This window comes from Ferriphaselus sp. R-1, from assembly GCF_000746095.1.
Classification (GTDB): Bacteria; Pseudomonadota; Gammaproteobacteria; order Burkholderiales; family Gallionellaceae; genus Ferriphaselus.
Genome location: NZ_JQKP01000012.1, coordinates 51,486 through 70,709 on the forward strand (window position 1 = coordinate 51,486; position 19,224 = coordinate 70,709).

General features: G+C 59.9%; 21 protein-coding genes. All 21 read right to left on the bottom strand.

Translation table 11 applies throughout. From position 1 onward, the window contains the following. Positions 1-3: 3 nt before the first annotated feature. The 21 genes from DM08_RS08380 to DM08_RS08480 all read right to left on the bottom strand — a co-directional run bounded on the left by DM08_RS08380 (position 4) and on the right by DM08_RS08480 (position 19,223). Positions 4-2,049: a M3 family metallopeptidase gene (locus DM08_RS08380; protein WP_035384213.1), complete on the bottom strand. Its 2,046-nt coding sequence runs from the start codon at positions 2,047-2,049 to the stop codon at positions 4-6. A gap of 64 nt (positions 2,050-2,113) precedes the next feature. Further along, on the bottom strand, positions 2,114-3,388 hold the full coding sequence (locus DM08_RS08385) for a dihydroorotase (protein WP_035384214.1): 1,275 nt from the start codon (positions 3,386-3,388) through the stop codon (positions 2,114-2,116). Further along, a complete protein-coding gene (locus DM08_RS08390) occupies positions 3,385-4,341 on the bottom strand; it encodes an aspartate carbamoyltransferase catalytic subunit (protein WP_035384215.1) in 957 nt (318 codons plus the stop codon). The genes DM08_RS08385 and DM08_RS08390 overlap by 4 nt, the downstream gene beginning before the upstream one ends. Further along, positions 4,338-4,805 (bottom strand): Holliday junction resolvase RuvX, encoded by a 468-nt coding sequence (gene ruvX, locus DM08_RS08395; RefSeq protein ID WP_237560253.1) that lies wholly within the window; start codon positions 4,803-4,805, stop codon positions 4,338-4,340. Before ruvX ends, DM08_RS08390 begins: the two co-directional genes overlap by 4 nt. Further along, positions 4,789-5,349 carry a YqgE/AlgH family protein gene (locus DM08_RS08400; RefSeq protein WP_035384246.1) on the bottom strand — a complete coding sequence of 187 codons (561 nt, stop codon included), beginning with the start codon at positions 5,347-5,349 and terminating at the stop codon, positions 4,789-4,791. The genes ruvX and DM08_RS08400 overlap by 17 nt, the downstream gene beginning before the upstream one ends. A 42-nt stretch (positions 5,350-5,391) precedes the next feature. Further along, positions 5,392-6,315 (bottom strand): sensor domain-containing diguanylate cyclase, encoded by a 924-nt coding sequence (locus DM08_RS08405; RefSeq protein ID WP_051938021.1) that lies wholly within the window; start codon positions 6,313-6,315, stop codon positions 5,392-5,394. Between the two features lie 175 nt (positions 6,316-6,490). Continuing rightward, the gene (gene trpD / locus DM08_RS08410) at positions 6,491-7,510 is read right to left on the bottom strand and encodes an anthranilate phosphoribosyltransferase (protein WP_035384217.1); all 1,020 of its coding nucleotides are present in this window, start codon (positions 7,508-7,510) and stop codon (positions 6,491-6,493) included. Next, positions 7,507-8,076 (bottom strand): anthranilate synthase component II, encoded by a 570-nt coding sequence (locus tag DM08_RS08415; protein ID WP_035384218.1) that lies wholly within the window; start codon positions 8,074-8,076, stop codon positions 7,507-7,509. The genes trpD and DM08_RS08415 overlap by 4 nt, the downstream gene beginning before the upstream one ends. 69 nt (positions 8,077-8,145) lie before the next feature. Continuing rightward, positions 8,146-8,910, bottom strand: coding sequence for a ParA family protein (locus tag DM08_RS08420; protein WP_035384219.1), 765 nt, complete (start codon positions 8,908-8,910; stop codon positions 8,146-8,148). 136 nt (positions 8,911-9,046) lie between these two features. Then, on the bottom strand, positions 9,047-10,411 hold the full coding sequence (gene glmU, locus DM08_RS08425) for a bifunctional UDP-N-acetylglucosamine diphosphorylase/glucosamine-1-phosphate N-acetyltransferase GlmU (protein WP_035384220.1): 1,365 nt from the start codon (positions 10,409-10,411) through the stop codon (positions 9,047-9,049). Positions 10,412-10,528: 117 nt separating this feature from the next. Next, the gene (locus DM08_RS08430; RefSeq protein WP_035384221.1) at positions 10,529-10,954 is read right to left on the bottom strand and encodes a F0F1 ATP synthase subunit epsilon; all 426 of its coding nucleotides are present in this window, start codon (positions 10,952-10,954) and stop codon (positions 10,529-10,531) included. A 12-nt stretch (positions 10,955-10,966) separates the two neighbouring features. Then, complete coding sequence (gene atpD / locus DM08_RS08435) at positions 10,967-12,367, bottom strand: F0F1 ATP synthase subunit beta (RefSeq protein ID WP_035384222.1); 1,401 nt, start codon at positions 12,365-12,367, stop codon at positions 10,967-10,969. A gap of 30 nt (positions 12,368-12,397) precedes the next feature. Beyond that, the gene (gene atpG, locus DM08_RS08440) at positions 12,398-13,261 is read right to left on the bottom strand and encodes a F0F1 ATP synthase subunit gamma (protein ID WP_035384223.1); all 864 of its coding nucleotides are present in this window, start codon (positions 13,259-13,261) and stop codon (positions 12,398-12,400) included. A 72-nt stretch (positions 13,262-13,333) separates the two neighbouring features. Beyond that, complete coding sequence (atpA, locus tag DM08_RS08445; RefSeq protein WP_035384224.1) at positions 13,334-14,875, bottom strand: F0F1 ATP synthase subunit alpha; 1,542 nt, start codon at positions 14,873-14,875, stop codon at positions 13,334-13,336. 27 nt (positions 14,876-14,902) lie between these two features. Beyond that, positions 14,903-15,436, bottom strand: coding sequence for a F0F1 ATP synthase subunit delta (locus DM08_RS08450; protein ID WP_035384225.1), 534 nt, complete (start codon positions 15,434-15,436; stop codon positions 14,903-14,905). A 5-nt stretch (positions 15,437-15,441) separates the two neighbouring features. Continuing rightward, a complete protein-coding gene (locus DM08_RS08455) occupies positions 15,442-15,912 on the bottom strand; it encodes a F0F1 ATP synthase subunit B (RefSeq protein WP_035384226.1) in 471 nt (156 codons plus the stop codon). A gap of 43 nt (positions 15,913-15,955) precedes the next feature. Further along, positions 15,956-16,231 carry a F0F1 ATP synthase subunit C gene (gene atpE, locus DM08_RS08460; protein WP_035384227.1) on the bottom strand — a complete coding sequence of 92 codons (276 nt, stop codon included), beginning with the start codon at positions 16,229-16,231 and terminating at the stop codon, positions 15,956-15,958. A gap of 58 nt (positions 16,232-16,289) precedes the next feature. Continuing rightward, positions 16,290-17,093, bottom strand: a complete 804-nt coding sequence (gene atpB / locus DM08_RS08465) for a F0F1 ATP synthase subunit A (RefSeq protein ID WP_035384228.1) — start codon at positions 17,091-17,093, stop codon at positions 16,290-16,292. 8 nt (positions 17,094-17,101) lie between these two features. Further along, a complete protein-coding gene (locus DM08_RS08470; protein ID WP_051938022.1) occupies positions 17,102-17,494 on the bottom strand; it encodes an ATP synthase subunit I in 393 nt (130 codons plus the stop codon). Between the two features lie 108 nt (positions 17,495-17,602). Further along, complete coding sequence (locus DM08_RS08475) at positions 17,603-18,448, bottom strand: ParB/RepB/Spo0J family partition protein (protein ID WP_035384229.1); 846 nt, start codon at positions 18,446-18,448, stop codon at positions 17,603-17,605. Next, a complete protein-coding gene (locus tag DM08_RS08480) occupies positions 18,432-19,223 on the bottom strand; it encodes a ParA family protein (protein ID WP_035384230.1) in 792 nt (263 codons plus the stop codon). The genes DM08_RS08475 and DM08_RS08480 overlap by 17 nt, the downstream gene beginning before the upstream one ends. Position 19,224: the final 1 nt, after the last annotated feature.

Sequence of the window (19,224 nt, forward strand, 5' to 3'; positions counted from 1 at the left end):
CGATCAGAGCGCTTCCAGCGCTTCGTCCACCAAACCGTTGTGGCGCAGCAGCGCGTCCAGATTCGGCTCGCGGCCACGGAAGGCGACGAAGGACTGCATCGCTGGGCGATGGCCGCCCGCTGCCAGCACTTCTCGACGGAAGCGCGCGCCCGCCTCGGGATTGAGCACGCCCATCTCCTCGAACAGGCTGTAAGCATCGGCGGACAGCACTTCGGCCCACTTGTAGCTGTAATAGCCCGCCGAGTAGCCGCCCGCAAAGATGTGCGAGAAGCTGTTGGGGAAGCGGTTGAAGGCGGGCGGAATCAGCAGCGCCACTTCCCGGCGCACCTCGGCCAGCAGTTCGAGCACCGTCTTGCCCGAGTTCGGGTCGAAGTCGCTGTGCAACCGCATGTCGAACAAGGAAAACTCGATCTGACGCAAGGTCGCCAGACCGCTCTGGAAGTTCTTCGCCGCCAGCATCTTGTCGTACAGCGCACGCGGCAGCGTCTCTCCGCTATCTACGTGACGACTCATGCCTTGCAGCACCGACCACTCCCAGCAGAAATTCTCCATGAACTGGCTGGGCAGCTCGACCGCATCCCACTCCACGCCATTGATGCCGGACACAGCGAGGTCTTCGATCTCGGTCAGCAGATGATGCAAGCCGTGGCCGAACTCGTGGAACAGGGTGATGACCTCGTCGTGGGTGAAGGTGGCGGGCTTGCCACCCACGGGCGCGGAGAAATTGCAGTTCAGGTAGGCCACCGGAGTCTGGATGTCGCCCGCCTTTCGGCGACGGGTGATAGCATCGTCCATCCACGCGCCGCCGCGCTTGCTGGCGCGCGCGTACAGGTCGAGATAGAACTGACCGACCCGCTGACCTTCGGCATCGAGAATATCGAAGAAGCGCACATCAGCGTGCCACACCGGCGCAGTCGCGGGGCGCAGGGTAACGCCGAACAGCGTCTCGGTGACGCGGAACATGCCCGCCAGCACCGCATCTTCAGGGAAGTACTGCTTCACTTCCTGCTCCGAGAAGGCGTAGCGGCGCTCGCGCAGTTTTTCGCTGGCGTAAGCCACGTCCCAGGAGTTGAGTTCGGCCAGCCCCAGTTCAGCGCGGGCGAATTCGCGCAACTCGGCCAGATCCTTTTCGGCAAAAGGCCGGGCGCGGCGCGCCAGTTCGCGCAGGAATTCCAGCACCTGCTGCGGTGACTCGGCCATCTTGGTGGCCAGTGACAGCTCGGCAGCGTTGTTGAATCCCAGCAAACCGGCTTCTTCGGCGCGCAGTTTGAGTAGCTCCGCCATCAGGGGAGTGTTGTCCCAGTCTGACTTGCCGAACTCGGCAGCGCGGGTGCTGTAGGCGCGGTACAGTTCCTCGCGCAGGGCGCGGTTGTCGGCGTACTGCATCAGCGGCAGGTAGGACGGCGCTTTCAGGGTGAACAGCCAGCCGGGCTTGCCAGCCGCCTCAGCCGCTTCGCGTGCGGCCAGCTTCACATCGTCCGGCAGACCGGCCAGTTCGGCCTCGTCTTCGATCACTTTCTCGAAGGCATTGGTGGCATCCAGCAGATTGTCCGAAAAGCGTGCACTCAGGCTGGAATGCTGCTCCTGGATGGCCAGAAAGCGCGCTTTCTGCTCTTCCGGCAACTCGGCCCCGCCCAGGCGGAAATCGCGCAGGTCGTTCTCGACGATCTTCTTGCGGGCATCGGACAGCGTGGCGAACTCGGCGCTGGCGTGCAGTGCGCGCACCTTGTTGAACAGGTCCAGGTTTTGCCCCAGCTCGGCGAAATACTGGGTGACCGTGGGCAGGTTGGCGTTATACACCTCGCGCAGTTCGGGCGAATTCATCACCGCGTTGAGGTGACCGACCGGCCCCCAGCAGCGAGACAATCGCTCATTCGCATCCTCCAGCGGCAGCATGAAGCTGTCCCAGGTGGGCGCTGCCTCGTCCGCCAACAGGCGGGCGATCAGCGCACGGTTGTCAGCCAGCACCTGCTCCACGGCAGGTGTGACGTGTTCGGGTTGGATCTCCGCAAAGCGCGGCAGACCGGAAGTGTCGAGTAATGGGTTCATGTCGTCATACGTCTTTCAAAATCAGAAACCCGCCGCAGCGGGTTCCAAGGGATTAACCAGAATCTTACTGCTGGAACACGACCTGGCCATCGAGCACGGTGTAGCGCACGCGACCGCGCATCTCGTAGCCGGTAAACGGGGTGTTCTTGCCCTGGCTACGCAGGGTGGCGGCTTCCACCTTCCATTCGGCGGCGGGGTCGAACAGGCACAGGTCGGCGTGGGCACCGACCGACAGGTGGCCCATCTTCACGCCCAGCACCTGAGCCGGATTCAGCGTGATGTGCGCCAGCGCATCCACCAGCGGCACGCCTTCCTGTTCCGCCCATTTCAGCACCAGCGGCAGCAACAGTTCCACGCCGGTCGCCCCGGCTTCCGCGTCGGCAAAGGGTTGCAGCTTGGCATCGTCATCCACCGGCGAGTGGTTGGAGCAAACGGCATCGATCGTGCCGTCGGCCAGACCGGCGCGCAGGGCGGCGCGGTCACGCTGGCTGCGCAACGGGGGCGCCAGATGGCAGTTGGCATCGAAGAAGCCGATGTCCATGTCGGTCAGATGGACGTGGTTCATCGACACGTCGCAGGTCAGCTTCAGACCCTCGCGCTTGGCGGCGCGCACCATCTCGACCCCGGCGGCGCTGGAAATGCGGCAGATGTGTAGCGACACGCCGGTCTCGCGCGCCAGTTGCAGCATGGTGGCGAGCGCAATGGTCTCGGCCACCACCGGGATGGCGGGCAGACCGAGCCGGGTCGCCACCACGCCGTCGTGCGCCACGCCATTCTTGGCCAGGAAGCTGTCCTGCGGACGCAGCCAGACGCGGTAGCCGAAAGTGGCGGCGTACTGCATGGCGCGCATCAACACGCGGGTGTCGGTCAGCGGCGCGTCGGCCTGGCTGAAACCCATGCAGCCCGCATCGGTCAGCTCGATCATTTCGGTCAGTTCCGCGCCCTTCAGACCGTAAGTGAGCGCACCCACGGGGAACACGCGACACTGGTTGAGCGAGCGGGCGCGCCGCTTGAGCATTTCGACCAGACCCGGCTCGTCCAGCGGCGGATCGGTGTCGGGCGGGCAGGACAGTGAGGTCACGCCGCCGGCGACCGCAGCCAGCATCTCCGATTCCAGCGTGGCCTTGTATTCGTAACCCGGCTCGCGCAACCGCACCGCCACGTCCACCAGCCCCGGCATCACGATCAAGCCGTCGGCATCGATCACCTGATCGGCGACAAAACCCTCCGGCGCCTGGCCGATGGCAGCGATCTTGCGGTTGCTGAGGTACACGTCCTGCCGCGCGTCCAGCTTGTTCTTGGGGTCGATCAAGCGACCGTTCTTGATATGGATGTTCATTGCTTGCCTCCTGCCAGCAGGCTCATCACCGCCATGCGCACCGCGATGCCGAAGGTCACTTGCGGCAGGATGACGGACTGCGCGCCGTCGGCCACGCTGGAGTCGATCTCCACGCCACGGTTCATCGGACCGGGGTGCATCACGATGGCATCCGGTTTTGCCAATGCCAACCGCTCCTGCGTCAGGCCGTAGTATTTGAAATATTCCTGTGCCGAGGGCAGCAGCGCACCTTGCATGCGCTCGTTCTGCAGGCGCAGCATCATCACCACGTCCACGTCGCGCAGACCGGCTTCCATGTCGTGATAGACCTGCACTCCGAGGTTCTCCACCGCCGTCGGCAGCAGGGTCTTGGGTGCGATCACCCGCACTTCCGGCACGCCCAAGGTGGTCAGCGCGTGTATCTCGGAGCGGGCCACGCGCGAGTGCAGGATGTCGCCGACGATGGCGACGCGCAGGTTGTGGAATTCTTTCTTGTAGTGGCGGATGGTGTACATGTCCAGCAACCCCTGCGTGGGGTGGGCATGGCGACCGTCGCCCGCATTGATGACGTGGATGCTGGGCGCAACGTGCTTGGCGATGAGGTGGGCCGCGCCGCTGGAGGAGTGGCGCACCACGAACATGTCGGCATGCATGGCGCAGAGGTTGTCCACCGTATCCAGCAGAGTCTCGCCCTTGCTGGTGGAGGACGAGCCGATATTGAGGTTCACCACGTCGGCGGACAGGCGCTTGGCCGCGATCTCGAAGGTGGTGCGGGTGCGGGTGCTGTTCTCGAAGAAAATGTTGAACACCGACTTCCCGGCGAGTTGCGGCACTTTCTTGATCTCGTTGCCTTCGGCGCTGCCGAGAAAGCCCGCTGCACGGTCAAGGATCTCGCGCAGGATGCGCGCCGGCAAGCCTTCGATGGACAGCAGGTGCTGCAGCTCGCCGTGCTTGTTGAGTTGAGGATTGTTCACGCCAGTATCCCTGTTCTTGGTTCGTCAAAATAGGCTTGCAGTATCTGCTGGGCAGCCACCTGGTCCAGCAGCGGCTTTTGCTTGATGCCGCGTATACCGCGCGCGTTCAGGGCCGCGCTGGCGGCGGCGGAAGTATAGCGCTCATCCACCAGGATCACCGGCAATTTGTAGCGTCCTTTCAGTCGGTTGGCAAAGCGGCGGCACAGGGCGGTGAGTTGGTGCGGCGTACCATCCTCATGGCAGGGCAGGCCGACCACCAGCGCAGCGGGCTGCCATTCAGCCAGCAACTTGGCGATGGCAGCAAAGCGCTCGTCGGTCTTCTCACCATGCAGGGTGGTCAAGGGTTGCGCCGCCCCCAGCAAGGTGTTGCCGGTGGCGACACCGATGCGCTTCTCGCCGAAATCGAAAGCCAACAGGAGCCCGGATGGATGCGGTGCGGACATGCCCTCAGGCATGACCGGCATCCTCCGACAGGGTGGCGTAATCCACGCCCAGCTTGGCCATCGCCGCCGCATAACGCTCCTCGGCGGGCAAGTCGAACAGGATGTGCTCGTCAGCCGGCACGGTCAGCCAAGCGTTCTGCGCCAGCTCATCTTCCAGTTGACCCTGCTCCCACCCCGCGTAACCCAGGGTGATCAGCAGATTATCCGGACCGATGCCCTCGCCGACCGCCTGCAGGATGTCCTTGGATGTCGTCAGGCCGACCTTGTCGTTGATCGCCATCGTGGATTGCCAGCGCCCCTTGGGCTCGTGTAGCACAAAGCCTCGATCCGTCTGCACCGGCCCACCAAAGTGGACCAACTCGCGCCCGCGCTCCATGTCCTGCAAGGGTAGCTTGACTTGCTCGAACAACTCGCCGACCGTCAGGCTGATGGGTCGATTGACCACGATGCCCATCGCGCCCTGGTCGGAGTGTTCGCAGATGTAGGTGAGCGTCTTGGCGAAATAGGGATCCTGCATCGCCGGCATGGCGATCAGGAAGTGGTGGCTGAGATTGAAGTTCGACATGGGCGCATTGTAATCGGATGCCGCGCCCGGCACAATTTCCGGCTACTGGAAGGCGACCCGATTGCGTCCGCCCTGTTTGGCCTGGTACATGGTCTGATCCAGCCGCCGCAGGAACGCCGAGCCGCTTTCGCCTGGGGTGAACTGCGAGACGCCGAAGCTGCAGGTGATGTGGCCGATGACGGGCATCGGACTCTGCTCGATCAACGCCCGCAGCTTCTCGGCGGAGGCCACCGCCTCATCCAGAGCGGTCTCCGGCAAGAGCACGACGAACTCCTCTCCGCCCAGACGACAGAAGTGGTCCGTTTTGCGGATATTGGCGGCCAGCAGCCGACCCAACTCGGTCAGCACGTCATCACCCACCAGATGGCCATGCTCATCGTTGACGCGCTTGAAGTGGTCGGTATCGAAGATGATAGCGGACAGAGCCCGCGCATAACGCGCATGGCGCTCGATCTCCAATTCGAGCAAATGAAAGAATTTTCGGCGGGTATTGGCTCCAGTGAGCATATCGGTCTCGGCCAGGGATCGCAGCGCCTCTTCTGTCGCAACACGCTCGGAGATGTCCTGATTCACCACCAGGATGGCTTGCACTGCGCCCGCCTCATCCCGTGCAGGTAAGGCCGAACTTTCGATGTATTCGCTCCGGTCATCCGGATATTCGATCCGGATCTGGTCGGCCAGATGAGCCTCACCGTCACTCAGCGACCTGATATAAGACCACTCTTCGCGCCCGACCGTCTCCCCGCTTTTCCGCCAGTAGGCCACCGGCACCGGAACGCCGACCGGCTGTGGGTCGCCCAATCCCGCAGCTGGCAGCTGCCTGCATCCTTGAGGGTTGCCGTAGAGTAGCGCGCCATGGCCATTCAACACCCATGCTCCCATGGGCAGCAAGTCCAACATCTGACGCAACAAGCGGGTACATTTGACTTCGCCGCAGGCACCCAGCCCGGAAGCCAGGGCGATCAAAGGATTACAGGTTGCCGGATCCTGAGCGCACGAAGCGTGACAGTCATATAAGGGAGTAGGGGAATTTTCCATGGTGCCGGACCATAACATCGCCCAATCCGGCAGAACAATATGCCTTAAGGCATAGGGGGGACGCTGTGCCTCCCTCGTAAACGCTTCCGGCCCCACCGGCAGGTTAGTTGCGCCCCTCGTCGATCAGGGCTTGCAGCTTGGCCTTCGCAGCACCACTCGCCAACACATCAGCCGCCCTCTGCACCCCGTCGGCCAGACTGTCCGCCACACCGGAAACATAAATGGCAGCACCGGCATTGAGCAGTACGATGTCACGCGCCGCGCCGGCCCGGTCATCCAGCACGCTCAGCAACATGGCCTTGGCTTCTGCGGCATTCGTCACCCGGACCGAGTCCAGCGATACTGCCTGTAGCCCGAACTGCTGCGGCGTGATCGTATATTCGGTCACTGCGCCATCCTTCAGTTCGGCAACGGCTGTCGGACCGCTGATGGTGATCTCATCCAGCCCATCAGAACCATTCACCACCAATACGTGGCGGCTGCCCAGACGTTGCAACACGCGAGCCTGGATGCCGACCAGATCGGGATGGAATACGCCCATCACCTGGTGCTCGGCTCCGGCAGGATTGGTAAGCGGCCCCAGCACGTTGAACAGGGTACGCACACCCAGCTCGCGCCGTACCGGTGCGGCGTATTTCATCGCACCGTGGAAATTGGGAGCGAACATGAAGCCGATACCAATGCTGTCCACGCAGCGCCCGACCTGCTCCGGGGTCAGGTTGATATTCACCCCCAGCGACTCCAGCACGTCTGCCGAGCCGCAGGTCGAGGACACCGAACGACCGCCGTGCTTGGCCACCCGTGCGCCCGCCGCCGCCGCGACAAAGGCGCTGGCGGTGGAAATATTGAAGGTATGCGCCGCGTCCCCGCCCGTGCCGCAGGTATCGACCAGATGGGTCCGGTTCAGCACCGGCACCTGAGTGGCGAACTCTCGCATCACCGTGGCCGCACCCGCGATCTCGCCTATGGTCTCCTTCTTCACGCGCAATCCCACCAGGATACCGGCAATCTGCGCCTGGGTGACCTCGCCGCGCATGATCTGACGCATCAGGACCACCATCTCGTCGTAGAAGATCTCGCGCTGCTCGATCAGTCGCGTCAGCGCCTGTTGCGGAGTGATCATGGCTTGCCCTCCAGAAAGTTCCGCAGCATGTCGTGGCCGTGCTCGGTGAGTATGGACTCCGGGTGGAACTGTACGCCGTGCACCGGCAACGTCTTGTGGCGCACCCCCATGATCTCGCCATCATCGGTCCAGGCGGTGATCTCCAGGCAATCCGGGATTGATTCGCGCTCGATCACCAGCGAGTGGTAGCGCGTGGCAGTGAACGGATTCGGCAGGCCGGTGAACACGCTGTTATTGTGGTGATGGATAAGTGAGGTCTTGCCGTGCATCAGCGTCTTGGCGTGGATGATCTTTCCGCCAAAGGCCTGACCGATGCTCTGGTGGCCGAGGCAGACCCCCAGCAGCGGCACCTTGCCCGCAAACGCCTTGATCGCCGCGACCGACACGCCGGCCTCGTTAGGCGTACAGGGACCGGGCGAAATGACCAGATGCTGCGGATTCATCTCAGCGATCTGCTCCAGCGTCACCTCGTCGTTACGCCGCACCACCACCTCCGCCCCCAGCTCGGCGAAATACTGCACCAGGTTATAGGTAAATGAGTCGTAGTTGTCGATCATCAGCAGCATATCGCCACCATCCACAGAGATTTCGGAAGGCACGCATTTTACTACTGCGAGGGGAACATTCGGCGAATATCAATCAAAGAAGCCGCTTTTGAGCAATTCGAGGGTAAGCGCCTTGTAGTCTGCCGCCCCTGGGCTAGCCGGGGCGAAGTTGAAGATGTCTTTACCGTGCATCGGGCTGGTGGCAAGGGAGACGTTTTCACTGATGCGGGTGTTGCACACCAGATTGCCGTAACGCTCCCGCACCTTGTCAAAGATTTCGAAGGCGAGTTTGCGGCGAGCATCGAAGCGGGTCACCACCACGCGCCGCTCTATCTTGCGCTTGAGGCGCGATTCCAATACGTTGAGCGCGACTTCCAGCCGGTGTACCCCCTGCAGAGAAAGGAAGTCCGCCGACACCGGGATCAGCACTCGATCCGCCGCCAGCAGCGCGTTCAGGGTCAGCACGCCCAACATTGGGCAGCAATCGATCAGGATGGGAGCTCCGGTCAGGGTAAGCTCTTCACTCAGCCCGTTCCTGAGCAGGGAGCCCGCCTTGGCATCGTTGCCCAGCATGACATCGATCTTGGCCAACTCCAGCGTTGCCGGCACGATCTCCCAGCCTGCCTGTGCCTGCCGTACCAGTTGGGCCAGTGGCTTTCCGCTCTTGAAAAAGGCCACCACGCTTTCCTCCTGTCTCACCTCGTGGATGCCAGAGGCCAGCGTCATGTGCGCCTGCGGGTCGAGATCGATCACGACCGGGCAACGTTGCGCCCGTGTCAGTCCTGCGGTCAGATTCAGGCAAGTGGTCGTCTTTCCCACTCCGCCCTTTTGATTGAAGATGGCGATAGTCGCCATAGGTCGATCCCCCGGTCACAGCCGCACGTCGGCCACCTATGTACACGTACCGCACTATGCCGCTTGCGTCACACTTGGCGAACGCCGAACAACAGTGGATTTACGTGGGTGCTCAGGCTTTTGCCCGTCGGCGCACTCAGCGCGGCTTCTTTTTCGGGCGCTGCCAGCCTGCGATGGTTAACTGCTTGCTGCGCGACAAGGTCAGCTCATGCTCAGGCGTATCGCGGGTGATCGTGGAGCCGGCACCGATGGTCGCCCCTCTGCCCACGGTCACGGGGGCGACAAGCTGAGTGTCTGAACCGATGAAAGCGTCATCACCTATCACCGTGCGATGCTTGTTTGCACCGTCATAATTGCAGGTGATGGTGCCCGCACCGATGTTGACGCGACTCCCCACGGTACTGTCGCCGATGTAGCTGAGATGGTTCGCCTTGCTTTGTGCGGCAATCTCGCTGTTCTTGATCTCGACGAAGTTCCCGACATGGACCTCATTGTGCAATTTGGTCCCCGGCCGCAAACGGGCGTATGGGCCGATCACACAATCGTTGCCGACCTCGGCATGATCGATCAGGCTGAATGGCGCGATATGTGTGCCGGAGTTGATACTGGATTCCCGAATGACGCTGTATGCGCCAACGCGGACACGATGGTCCAGATGTACGTTGCCCTCGAAGATGCAGCCGATGTCGATCTCCACATCGCGCCCGCACGTCAGCTTGCCCCGTATATCAATACGCCCCGGATCAACAAGGGTCACGCCCTGTGCCAGCAGGTGGTTCGCCTGCACCCGCTGCCACAGCCGTTCAAGGTCAGCCAGCTGCTGCTTGCTATTGACTCCCAAGACCTCCCATTCGTGCGCTGGCTGGGCGGTATGTACCGAAACGCCCTGCGCCACAGCCATCGCCACGATGTCGGTCAGGTAATACTCGCCCTGAGCATTATTGTTCTTCAGCGCATTCAACCAGCCACGCAGTAGCCCGGTCGGCGCGGCGAGTATCCCCGTATTGACTTCCCGGATCCTGCGCTGCTCCGTAGTCGCATCCTTTTCCTCTACGATGGCGACCACATGTCCGTCGTCATCACGCACGATGCGCCCATAACCGGTGGGATGCTCCAGATGCAATGTGAGCAGATTGAGCGCCGACGGGTGCATTAACAGTGGATGCAAGGTCGCGGCCTGAATCAGCGGAACATCCCCGTAGAGGATGAGAGTCGTACTATCGTCATCCAGCAGGGGCATGGCCTGCTGGACCGCATGACCGGTCCCGAGCTGAGGCTCCTGCAACACGAAATCCGATGCCAAACCAGCCAGTGCCAAGGGCACCTGTTCGCCGCCGTGACCGTAGACGACACAGCTCACCCCCGGCGACATCATACTGGCCGTCTCCAAGACATGCCCTACCAGCGGTCTGCCAGCCAGCGCGTGCAGCACTTTGGGCTTGTCGGAATGCATGCGCGTACCTTTGCCAGCCGCCAGGATGATGATGTTGAGTGAATTCATGGAGCCTCCTCGACTTTGGAATCAGTATAGCAACGGGAAGCGATTCCCGGGCGCGCTCGCAGCAGCGACAATTGAAAAAGGCAGCCGAAGCTGCCTTTTTCAATGTTGCCGAGCGACTTAGTGTGTGCGCTTGCGCAGTTTCTCGATCGCTTGCAACTGGGCCAAGGCCTGTGAAAGCTCAGCCTGAGCTGCTGCGTAATCGATATCGGAGGAACGATTCTTCATCGCTTCTTCCGCCGCCAGCTTAGCGGTCTGTGCACGCGCCTCATCCAGATCGGCTCCCCGGATGGCCGTGTCAGCCAACACAGTCACCACGTTGGGCTGCACTTCGAGCATCCCGCCAGACACATAGATCAACTCTTCTTTGTCATGATCTGGCAGTTTAAGGCGCACCGAACCCGGCTTGATGCGGGTCAGCAATGGAGTGTGGCGAGGCAGGATACCCAACTCACCCGATTCCCCCGGAACGATGACCAGTTCCGCAAGGCCGGAGAAGATGGACTCTTCCGCACTTACCACGTCGACATGAACGGTCATGGCCATAGTCCTTTTCCTTTACTGCAGTGTCTTGGCTTTTTCGACAGCTTCGTCGATGCCGCCGACCATGTAGAACGCCTGCTCTGGCAGGTGGTCGTATTCGCCATTGACGATGCCCTTGAAGCCACGGATAGTTTCCTTCAGGGTCACATACTTGCCTGGGGAACCGGTGAACACTTCGGCCACGTGGAACGGCTGAGACAGGAAGCGCTGAATCTTACGAGCGCGCGACACGGCCAGCTTGTCTTCCGGAGCCAGTTCGTCCATACCCAGAATCGCGATGATGTCGCGCAATTCCTTGTAGCGTTGCAGAGTCTGCTGCACGCCACGAGCAACGGAGTAGTGCTCTTCGCCAACCACCAGCGGATCCAGCTGACGTGAGGTGGAGTCCAGCGGGTCCACAGCCGGGTAAATACCCAGAGAGGCGATGTCACGAGACAGCACGACGGTGGAGTCCAAGTGCAAGAAGGTGGTCGCTGGAGACGGGTCGGTCAAGTCATCCGCTGGCACGTAAACGGCCTGAATGGAGGTGATCGAACCTACCTTGGTAGAGGTAATACGCTCTTGCAGACGGCCCATTTCTTCAGCCAGCGTCGGCTGGTAACCCACGGCGGAAGGCATACGACCCAGCAGGGCGGACACTTCGGTACCGGCCAAGGTGTAACGGTAGATGTTGTCCACGAAGAACAGAATGTCACGACCTTCGTCACGGAACTTTTCAGCCATGGTCAGACCGGACAGCGCCACGCGCAGACGGTTTCCCGGCGGCTCGTTCATCTGACCGAACACCATCGCAACCTTGTCCAGCACGTTGGAGTCCTTCATTTCGTGGTAGAAGTCGTTACCTTCACGGGTACGCTCACCCACACCGGCGAACACGGACAGACCCGAGTGCTGCTTGGCAATGTTGTTGATCAACTCCATCATGTTCACGGTCTTGCCCACACCAGCGCCGCCGAACAGGCCAACCTTACCGCCCTTGGCGAACGGACAAACCAGGTCGATCACCTTGATGCCGGTTTCCAGCAGGTCAACGGAAGGCGACAGTTCGTCGAACTTCGGGGCTTTCTGGTGAATGGAGCGACGCTCGTCACATGCCACGTCACCTGCGTCATCGATCGGACGACCCAACACGTCCATGATGCGGCCCAGGGTTCCGTGACCAACCGGGACGGAGATCGGGTTGCCAGTGTTGACCACGGCGGTACCGCGACGCAAACCATCGGAAGAACCGAGGGCAATGGTACGTACCACGCCGTCACCGATCTGCTGCTGCACTTCCAGGGTCAGGCCCTTTTCACCAACGGAACTCGCGTCATCCTGCACCAACAGCGCGTCATACACTTTAGGCATCGCGTTGCGAGGAAATTCAACGTCCACCACCGCACCGATACACTGAACAATCTTACCTTGACTCATTTTGAGATTCCCCAAATTAACGTTTAACTGTTAAACCGCTGCGGCGCCGCCGACGATTTCCGAAATTTCCTTGGTAATCGCAGCCTGACGTGCCTTGTTGTAAACCAGCTTGAGCTCACCGATGACCGACTTGGCATTGTCGGAAGCAGCCTTCATCGCCACCATACGTGCGCTCTGCTCAGAGGCCATGTTCTCCGTCACTGCGCTGTAGACCAGCGATTCGATGTAGCGCACCATCAGCTCGTCCACCACCTGCTTGGCTTCGGGTTCGTACAGATAATCCCAGTTACCAGGCTTGTCTTCAGCCGACATCTCGTCGCTCAAGGGCAGCAATTGCTCCATGCGCGGCTCTTGCTTCATGGTGTTGATGAAGTGGTTGTAGCTCAGGTAGATCGCATCGATCTCGCCCGCCGCGTACGCATCCAGCATCACTTTTACTGCGCCGATCAGCTTCTCGACATGTGGCGTGTCGCCCAAACCGGTCAGGTGAGACTTGACCTTGGCACCTACACGGTTCATGAAGCTGAAACCCTTGTTGCCGATAGGACACACCGCGATGCCCTTGCCCTGACTCTCAAGATCTTTCATCTTGGTCACGACCAAGCGCAAGATGTTGGTGTTCAGACCTCCGCACAAGCCCTTATCCGAAGTCACCACGATCACACCGACGTTCTTCACGTCGCGCTTGATCAGGAACGGATGCTTGTACTCAGGGTTGGCACGAGACAAATGTGCCGCCACTTGGCGAATCTTCTCGGCATATGGGCGTGCGGCACGCATCCTCTCCTGCGCTTTGCGCATTTTGGATGCAGCCACCATTTCCATGGCACGCGTGATCTTGCGCGTATTCTCGACGCTCTTGATCTTGGTGCGTATTTCCTTGCTGCCTGCCATAACTTACTCCGGCTGTTAACCAACTACCCGGCGACTAATTTCGATCACCGGGCAGAATGGCTAGTCGTTATCTCAGTAAACGCCTGTGGACTTGAACTCTTCGATCGCAGCCGCCAGCGCCTTCTCGTTGTCACCCGACAGATCCTTGGAAGTCTCGATGGCATCCATGATGGCCTTGTGCTTGGACTTCAGGAAGGAATGGACGGCGGACTCGAATGCCAGCGCCTTCTTCACTTCCACGTCGTCGAAGTAGCCCTTGTTCACTGCGAACAGCGTGACGGCCATCTCAGCGACGGACAACGGTGCATATTGCAACTGCTTCATCAGCTCGGTCACCAGACGGCCACGCTCCAGCTGTTTGCGGGTCGCATCGTCCAGATCGGAAGCGAACTGTGCGAACGCAGCCAGTTCACGGTACTGAGCCAGTGCCAGACGCACACCACCACCCAGCTTTTTAATGACTTTGGTCTGCGCTGCGCCACCCACACGAGACACCGAGATACCGGCGTTGATCGCAGGACGGACACCGGCGTTGAACAGATCGGTCTCCAAGAAGATCTGACCGTCGGTGATCGAGATCACGTTGGTCGGAACGAAGGCAGACACGTCACCGGCAGCGGTTTCGATAATCGGCAAAGCGGTCAAAGAACCTGTCTTGCCCTTGACTTCACCCTTGGTGAACGCTTCGACATAGTCGGCATTCACGCGAGCTGCGCGCTCCAGCAGGCGGGAGTGGATGTAGAACACATCGCCAGGATAAGCTTCGCGGCCAGGTGGACGACGCAGCAACAGGGAAATCTGACGATAGGCCCAAGCTTGCTTGGTCAAGTCATCATAAACGATCAGAGCGTCTTCACCACGATCGCGGAAATATTCGCCCATGGTACAACCAGCATACGGAGCCAGGAACTGCATCGCTGCGGAGTCGGAAGCGGTCGCGGCCACCACGATGGTGTAACCCATCGCGCCATGCTCTTCCAGCTTACGCACCACGTTGGCGATAGTCGAAGCCTTTTGGCCGATCGCAACGTAGATACAGGTCATGTTTTGACCCTTCTGGTTGATGATGGCATCGACGGCAACTGCGGTCTTACCTGTCTGACGGTCACCAATGATCAGTTCGCGCTGACCGCGACCGACTGGAACCATCGAGTCGATGGACTTCAGGCCGGTTTGCACTGGCTGATCGACCGACTTACGTGCGATCACGCCAGGCGCGACCTTTTCGATCTTGTCGGTCATCTTGGCATTGATAGGACCCTTGCCGTCGATGGGCTGACCCAGCGCGTTCACCACGCGGCCACGCAGCTCAGGACCAACCGGCACTTCCAGAATCTTGCCGGTACACTTGACAGTGTCGCCTTCGCTGATGTGCTCGTATTCACCCAGAACCACAGCACCCACAGAGTCACGCTCAAGATTCAGCGCCAAACCGTAAGTGTTGCCGGGGAACTCCAGCATTTCGCCCTGCATGACATCAGACAGGCCGTGAACGCGCACGATACCGTCAGTCACGGAAACAACCGTGCCTTCGGTGCGGGCTTGAGTCAGCGCTTCGAAATTCTCGATGCGGCTGCGAATCAAATTGCTAATTTCAGAAGGATTGAGCTTCATCTTTTCCTCGTTTCGATATTTCTGTCATCAAGCCAGTGCGCTTGCCATTTCGGCTAGCCGTGTACGCGCCGAGCCATCAATCACCTTGTCGCCTGCGCGAATCACGATGCCGCCCAGCAGATTCTTGTTGATCTCGCTGGAGAGACGGATGTCGCGCCCCAGCTTGGTCTTCAATGCAGCAGCAATCTTTTGCTTTTGCGCGTCACTCAAATCGAATGCCGAGCTGACTACCACATCAACCGACATCTCCTCTTCAGCACGCAAGGCCTCGAACTGCTCGACGATCTCCGGCAGCACTGCCAGACGATGAGCTTCGATCAACAACTTGATGAAGTTCTGCCCGTCGGCGCTTACCTTGCCGCCGCACAGAGCATTCATCAGTGACTCAACTTGTCCTGCTGCCACGCGAGGATTGGATACCAGAGCGGCCACTTGCGCATCGCCGACGGCAGCCGCAGCCGCCTCCAGCAATTCGGACCAGGCTTTCATGGCACCCCCGCGCTTGGCCTGCTCGAAAGCAGCCAGGGCATATGGACGGGCAATAGTGATGGCTTCAGACATGGCGATCAGATTTCCGCGACTAGTTTTTCAAGCAGATCGTTGTGAGCCTTGGCATCGATTTCTCGACCCAGGATGCGAGATGCACCGGCCAGAGCGATTGCGGACACTTCGTTACGCAACTGCTCCCTGGCACGAAACACTTCTTGCTCAACCTCAGCCTTGGCACCCGTGATGATACGGTCGCCCTCGACCTTGGCCTGAGCCTTGGCTTCCTCAATGATCTCGGTACCGCGCTTCTCGCCCTGAGCGATGATCTCGGCTGCCTTTTCCTTCGCTTCGCGGAGAACATCCGCAGCGCGCTTGGCGGCCAGCTCTTGCTCATGCTTGCCGCGCTCGGCTGCCGCCAAACCATCAGCGATGGTCTTTTGGCGGGTTTCGATTGCAGACAGCAGCGGCGGCCAGACAAACTTCACCGTGAACCATATCAGAATGGCAAACGACAAAGCTTGTGCAAACAGTGTCAGGTTAATGTTCATTTCAGTTCCTTACGCCGATTTATGCCGCGTGGCAAAGCCAACCTTATTTAATGACGGCCAGCAGCGGATTTGCGAACGCGAACATCATGGCCAGACCAACGCCGATAATGAAGGACGCATCGATCAGACCCAGCAGCAGGAAGACCTTGCCCTGCAGAGTTGGCATCATTTCCGGTTGACGGGCAGCACCTTCCAGGAACGCGCTACACATGATACCGATACCGATACAGGCACCAGCAGCGCCCAGGCCAATGATCAGGCCGATGCCGATTCCGGTGTAAGCTTGAACCATCGCCAACAGTTGCACGGTGTTTTCCATTTTATTTCCTTTCGATTTACAAGGTTGGTGTTACAAGTTGATAAAAATTACAAACCAGTTAGTGGCTCTCATGCGCCATCGCAATGTACACGACCGTCAGCATCATAAAGATGAACGCTTGCAGCACCACGATCAGGATGTGGAAGATTGCCCAGCCCGCGCCCAGCAATGCCCCAAAAATCGTACCTGCCAGGCCAGTAGCAGCCCACATACCCAGCAGCAGGAAGATGATCTCGCCCGCATACATGTTGCCGAACAGGCGCAAGGAGTGGGACAGCGGCTTCGACACATACTCAATCAGGTTGAACAGGAAGTTGGCTGGCCAAACCAGCACATTGGCGCCGAACGGGGCGCAGAACAATTCATGAATCCAGCCACCCAAGCCCTTGACCTTGATGCTGAAAAAGATCATCAGCACCCACACCGCCAATGCCAGCGCAAAGGTCGAGTTGATGTCAGAAGTCGGAACTGCGCGGAAATAGGTTTGACCAAATACGTTGTGATAGACCCAAGCCATGATATCGACCGGCAAAAAGTCCATCGCATTCATCATCAAGACCCAGACAAACACCGTCAGGGCAGCCGGCGCAACGAAGGCGTTACGATCACCGTGAAAGATGCCCTTGACCTGATCATCAACGAACTCAACCAGCAACTCAACGAAAGCCAAGCGCTTGTTAGGTACGCCAGCAGTCGCACCGCGCACCACCCACCAAATGAACCCAAATGCCACCAGACCAAGCAACCAAGAGACCACCAAGGTGTCCATATGCAAAGTCCAGAATCCACCGCCAACATCCTTGGCATTGAAAGTGAGGTGATGCTCGATATAGCTCGAAGGCGTCAGCGCGTGTTCAGACATCCCGTATCCTACTTGTTATTTTCATCATCCACGGCTCGCAACCCAACGCCGGAAACCAGCGCAGCAGCTGCCAACCCACCTATCAGGGACAAAGGAACCATCCCCCTGTAAAACTTGAACGCCAACAGCAATAAGACAGCCGTGACCAGCACCTTGACCGCTTCAGCCTTGAGCAAAGTGATCAGAACACCACTTGGGGATGCACCGACACGACCTCGGGTCGCGACCACTCCTGCGTAGGCACCTACGATCACGGAAGCCCCACCCGCTATCGCGGAGAGCGCCGCATTCAACCCTGCAAGCAGTAGAGAAGCGACTGATACGACAACCGTTACGATTATTTGCCAGCGTGCCGCTTTGTTTACTGCGCGGCTTATGTTCTTGTTTGCAGCTTCGTCCATCGAGCACCTTGGAGCGTTTGCCCTGTGCTCAGGGCGTTTTAACCGTGCGCATTCTCTGATTTCTCCCTGCATAAGTCAAGCACGGTTTTCAAATGAACGTTGCGCGCACTACTTCAACCGGGCGATCAGATCATCCAGATGGTCCAGACTGGCGTAATCAAGCACCAGCTTGCCTGCGCCTTTCTTGCCGGGCTTGATTTCCACGCCAGTACCGATGTGCTGGGCCAGATCTTCCTGCAAGCGCAGCAGGTCTCGATCCGGCTGAGCCTCCGGCTTGGGGGCGGGCGGATTCAGGGCGTGCTGGACCAGCTTTTCAGCCTGACGCACCGAAAGCTGTTCAGCCACGATCTTGTTGCCGAGCACGATCTGCTGCGCACCCTCCAGTGCCAACAAGGCGCGAGCATGCCCCATGTCGAGTCGACCATCCATCAACAACTCCTGCACCGGAGGGTGCAGATTGAGCAACCGCAGCAGATTGGAAGCCGCACTGCGCGAACGCCCCACTGCGTCGGCTGCTTCCTGATGGGTCATGCCGAATTCATCGATCAGCCGCTGGATACCTAATGCCTCTTCCAGAGAGTTGAGATTCTCACGCTGGATGTTCTCGATCAGCGCCATGGCCAGCGCCACATTGTCAGGCACCTTGCGCACCAGAACCGGCACCCTGGCCAGCCCCGCGCGCTGCGAAGCGCGCCAGCGCCGTTCACCTGCGATGATCTCGTAACCGCCCTCGTCCAACTCCCTGGCCAGAATGGGCTGTATCACTCCCTGCGCCTTGATCGATGCCGCCAGCTCATCCAGCGACTCATCATCCATATGCGTGCGCGGCTGATACTTGCCCGGCTTCAGCAGCGTGACTTCCATCTCGCGCAACTCATCGCTGCCCGACGCTTCGCTCATGCCCGACAGCAAAGCATCCAGCCCTCGCCCCAAGCCCTTATTCGGTTTTGCCATTCTCATCTCCCTGAACAGACTTACCCAGCAGCTCAGCCGCCAACGCCAGATAAGCCTGCGCCCCCTTGGAATGTTTGTCGTGCAACAACACCGGCACGCCATAGCTGGGCGCTTCCGCCAGTCGAACGTTGCGCGGAATCACCGTCTGGTACACCTTGTCGCCAAAGTGCTGCTGCAACTGCGCCGACACCTGTTGCGCCAGTGTGCTGCGCGGATCGAACATGGTACGCAGCAACCCTTGAATCTCCAGCTCGGCATTCAGGCTGGAGCGTACGCGGCGGATGGTGTTGACCAGATCGCTCAGCCCCTCCAGCGCATAGTATTCACACTGCATCGGGATCATCACCGCGCGCGCAGCGCAGAGGCCGTTCAGCGTCAGCAGGTTCAGCGTCGGCGGACAATCGATCAGGATGTAGTCGTATTCGTCGGTGACCGTATTCAGCTGGAAACGTAGCCGCGCCTCGCGGTTGTCCATATCCACCAGCTCGACCTCGGCTCCGGCCAGGTCGCGGTTGGATGGCAGCACGTCGAACTTGCCCGCCTCCGAACGCACCCGCGCCGCAGGCAAGGTGCGGATGCCGAGCAGCACGTGATAGACCGACGACTCCAGCTTGTGCTTGTCCACGCCGCTGCCCATGGTGGCATTGCCCTGCGGATCGAGATCCACCAGCAACACGCGCTGGCCGTGCGCCGCCAGGCTGGCAGCCAGATTGACCGTGCTCGTCGTCTTGCCGACGCCCCCCTTCTGGTTGGCTATCGCGATTATCTTCGCCATC

Bases quoted from the DNA above. Each gene is read 5' to 3' on its own strand.
- DM08_RS08380 (WP_035384213.1), bottom strand. From the start codon at position 2,049: ATGAACCCATTACTCGACACTTCCGGTCTGCCGCGCTTTGCGGAGATC.
- DM08_RS08385 (WP_035384214.1), bottom strand. From the start codon at position 3,388: ATGAACATCCATATCAAGAACGGTCGCTTGATCGACCCCAAGAACAAG.
- ruvX (WP_237560253.1), bottom strand. From the start codon at position 4,805: ATGCCGGTCATGCCTGAGGGCATGTCCGCACCGCATCCATCCGGGCTC.
- DM08_RS08400 (WP_035384246.1), bottom strand. From the start codon at position 5,349: ATGTCGAACTTCAATCTCAGCCACCACTTCCTGATCGCCATGCCGGCG.
- trpD (WP_035384217.1), bottom strand. From the start codon at position 7,510: ATGATCACTCCGCAACAGGCGCTGACGCGACTGATCGAGCAGCGCGAG.
- DM08_RS08415 (WP_035384218.1), bottom strand. From the start codon at position 8,076: ATGCTGCTGATGATCGACAACTACGACTCATTTACCTATAACCTGGTG.
- DM08_RS08420 (WP_035384219.1), bottom strand. From the start codon at position 8,910: ATGGCGACTATCGCCATCTTCAATCAAAAGGGCGGAGTGGGAAAGACG.
- glmU (WP_035384220.1), bottom strand. From the start codon at position 10,411: ATGAATTCACTCAACATCATCATCCTGGCGGCTGGCAAAGGTACGCGC.
- DM08_RS08430 (WP_035384221.1), bottom strand. From the start codon at position 10,954: ATGGCCATGACCGTTCATGTCGACGTGGTAAGTGCGGAAGAGTCCATC.
- atpD (WP_035384222.1), bottom strand. From the start codon at position 12,367: ATGAGTCAAGGTAAGATTGTTCAGTGTATCGGTGCGGTGGTGGACGTT.
- atpG (WP_035384223.1), bottom strand. From the start codon at position 13,261: ATGGCAGGCAGCAAGGAAATACGCACCAAGATCAAGAGCGTCGAGAAT.
- atpA (WP_035384224.1), bottom strand. From the start codon at position 14,875: ATGAAGCTCAATCCTTCTGAAATTAGCAATTTGATTCGCAGCCGCATC.
- DM08_RS08450 (WP_035384225.1), bottom strand. From the start codon at position 15,436: ATGTCTGAAGCCATCACTATTGCCCGTCCATATGCCCTGGCTGCTTTC.
- DM08_RS08455 (WP_035384226.1), bottom strand. From the start codon at position 15,912: ATGAACATTAACCTGACACTGTTTGCACAAGCTTTGTCGTTTGCCATT.
- atpE (WP_035384227.1), bottom strand. From the start codon at position 16,231: ATGGAAAACACCGTGCAACTGTTGGCGATGGTTCAAGCTTACACCGGA.
- atpB (WP_035384228.1), bottom strand. From the start codon at position 17,093: ATGTCTGAACACGCGCTGACGCCTTCGAGCTATATCGAGCATCACCTC.
- DM08_RS08470 (WP_051938022.1), bottom strand. From the start codon at position 17,494: ATGGACGAAGCTGCAAACAAGAACATAAGCCGCGCAGTAAACAAAGCG.
- DM08_RS08475 (WP_035384229.1), bottom strand. From the start codon at position 18,448: ATGGCAAAACCGAATAAGGGCTTGGGGCGAGGGCTGGATGCTTTGCTG.
- DM08_RS08480 (WP_035384230.1), bottom strand. From the start codon at position 19,223: ATGGCGAAGATAATCGCGATAGCCAACCAGAAGGGGGGCGTCGGCAAG.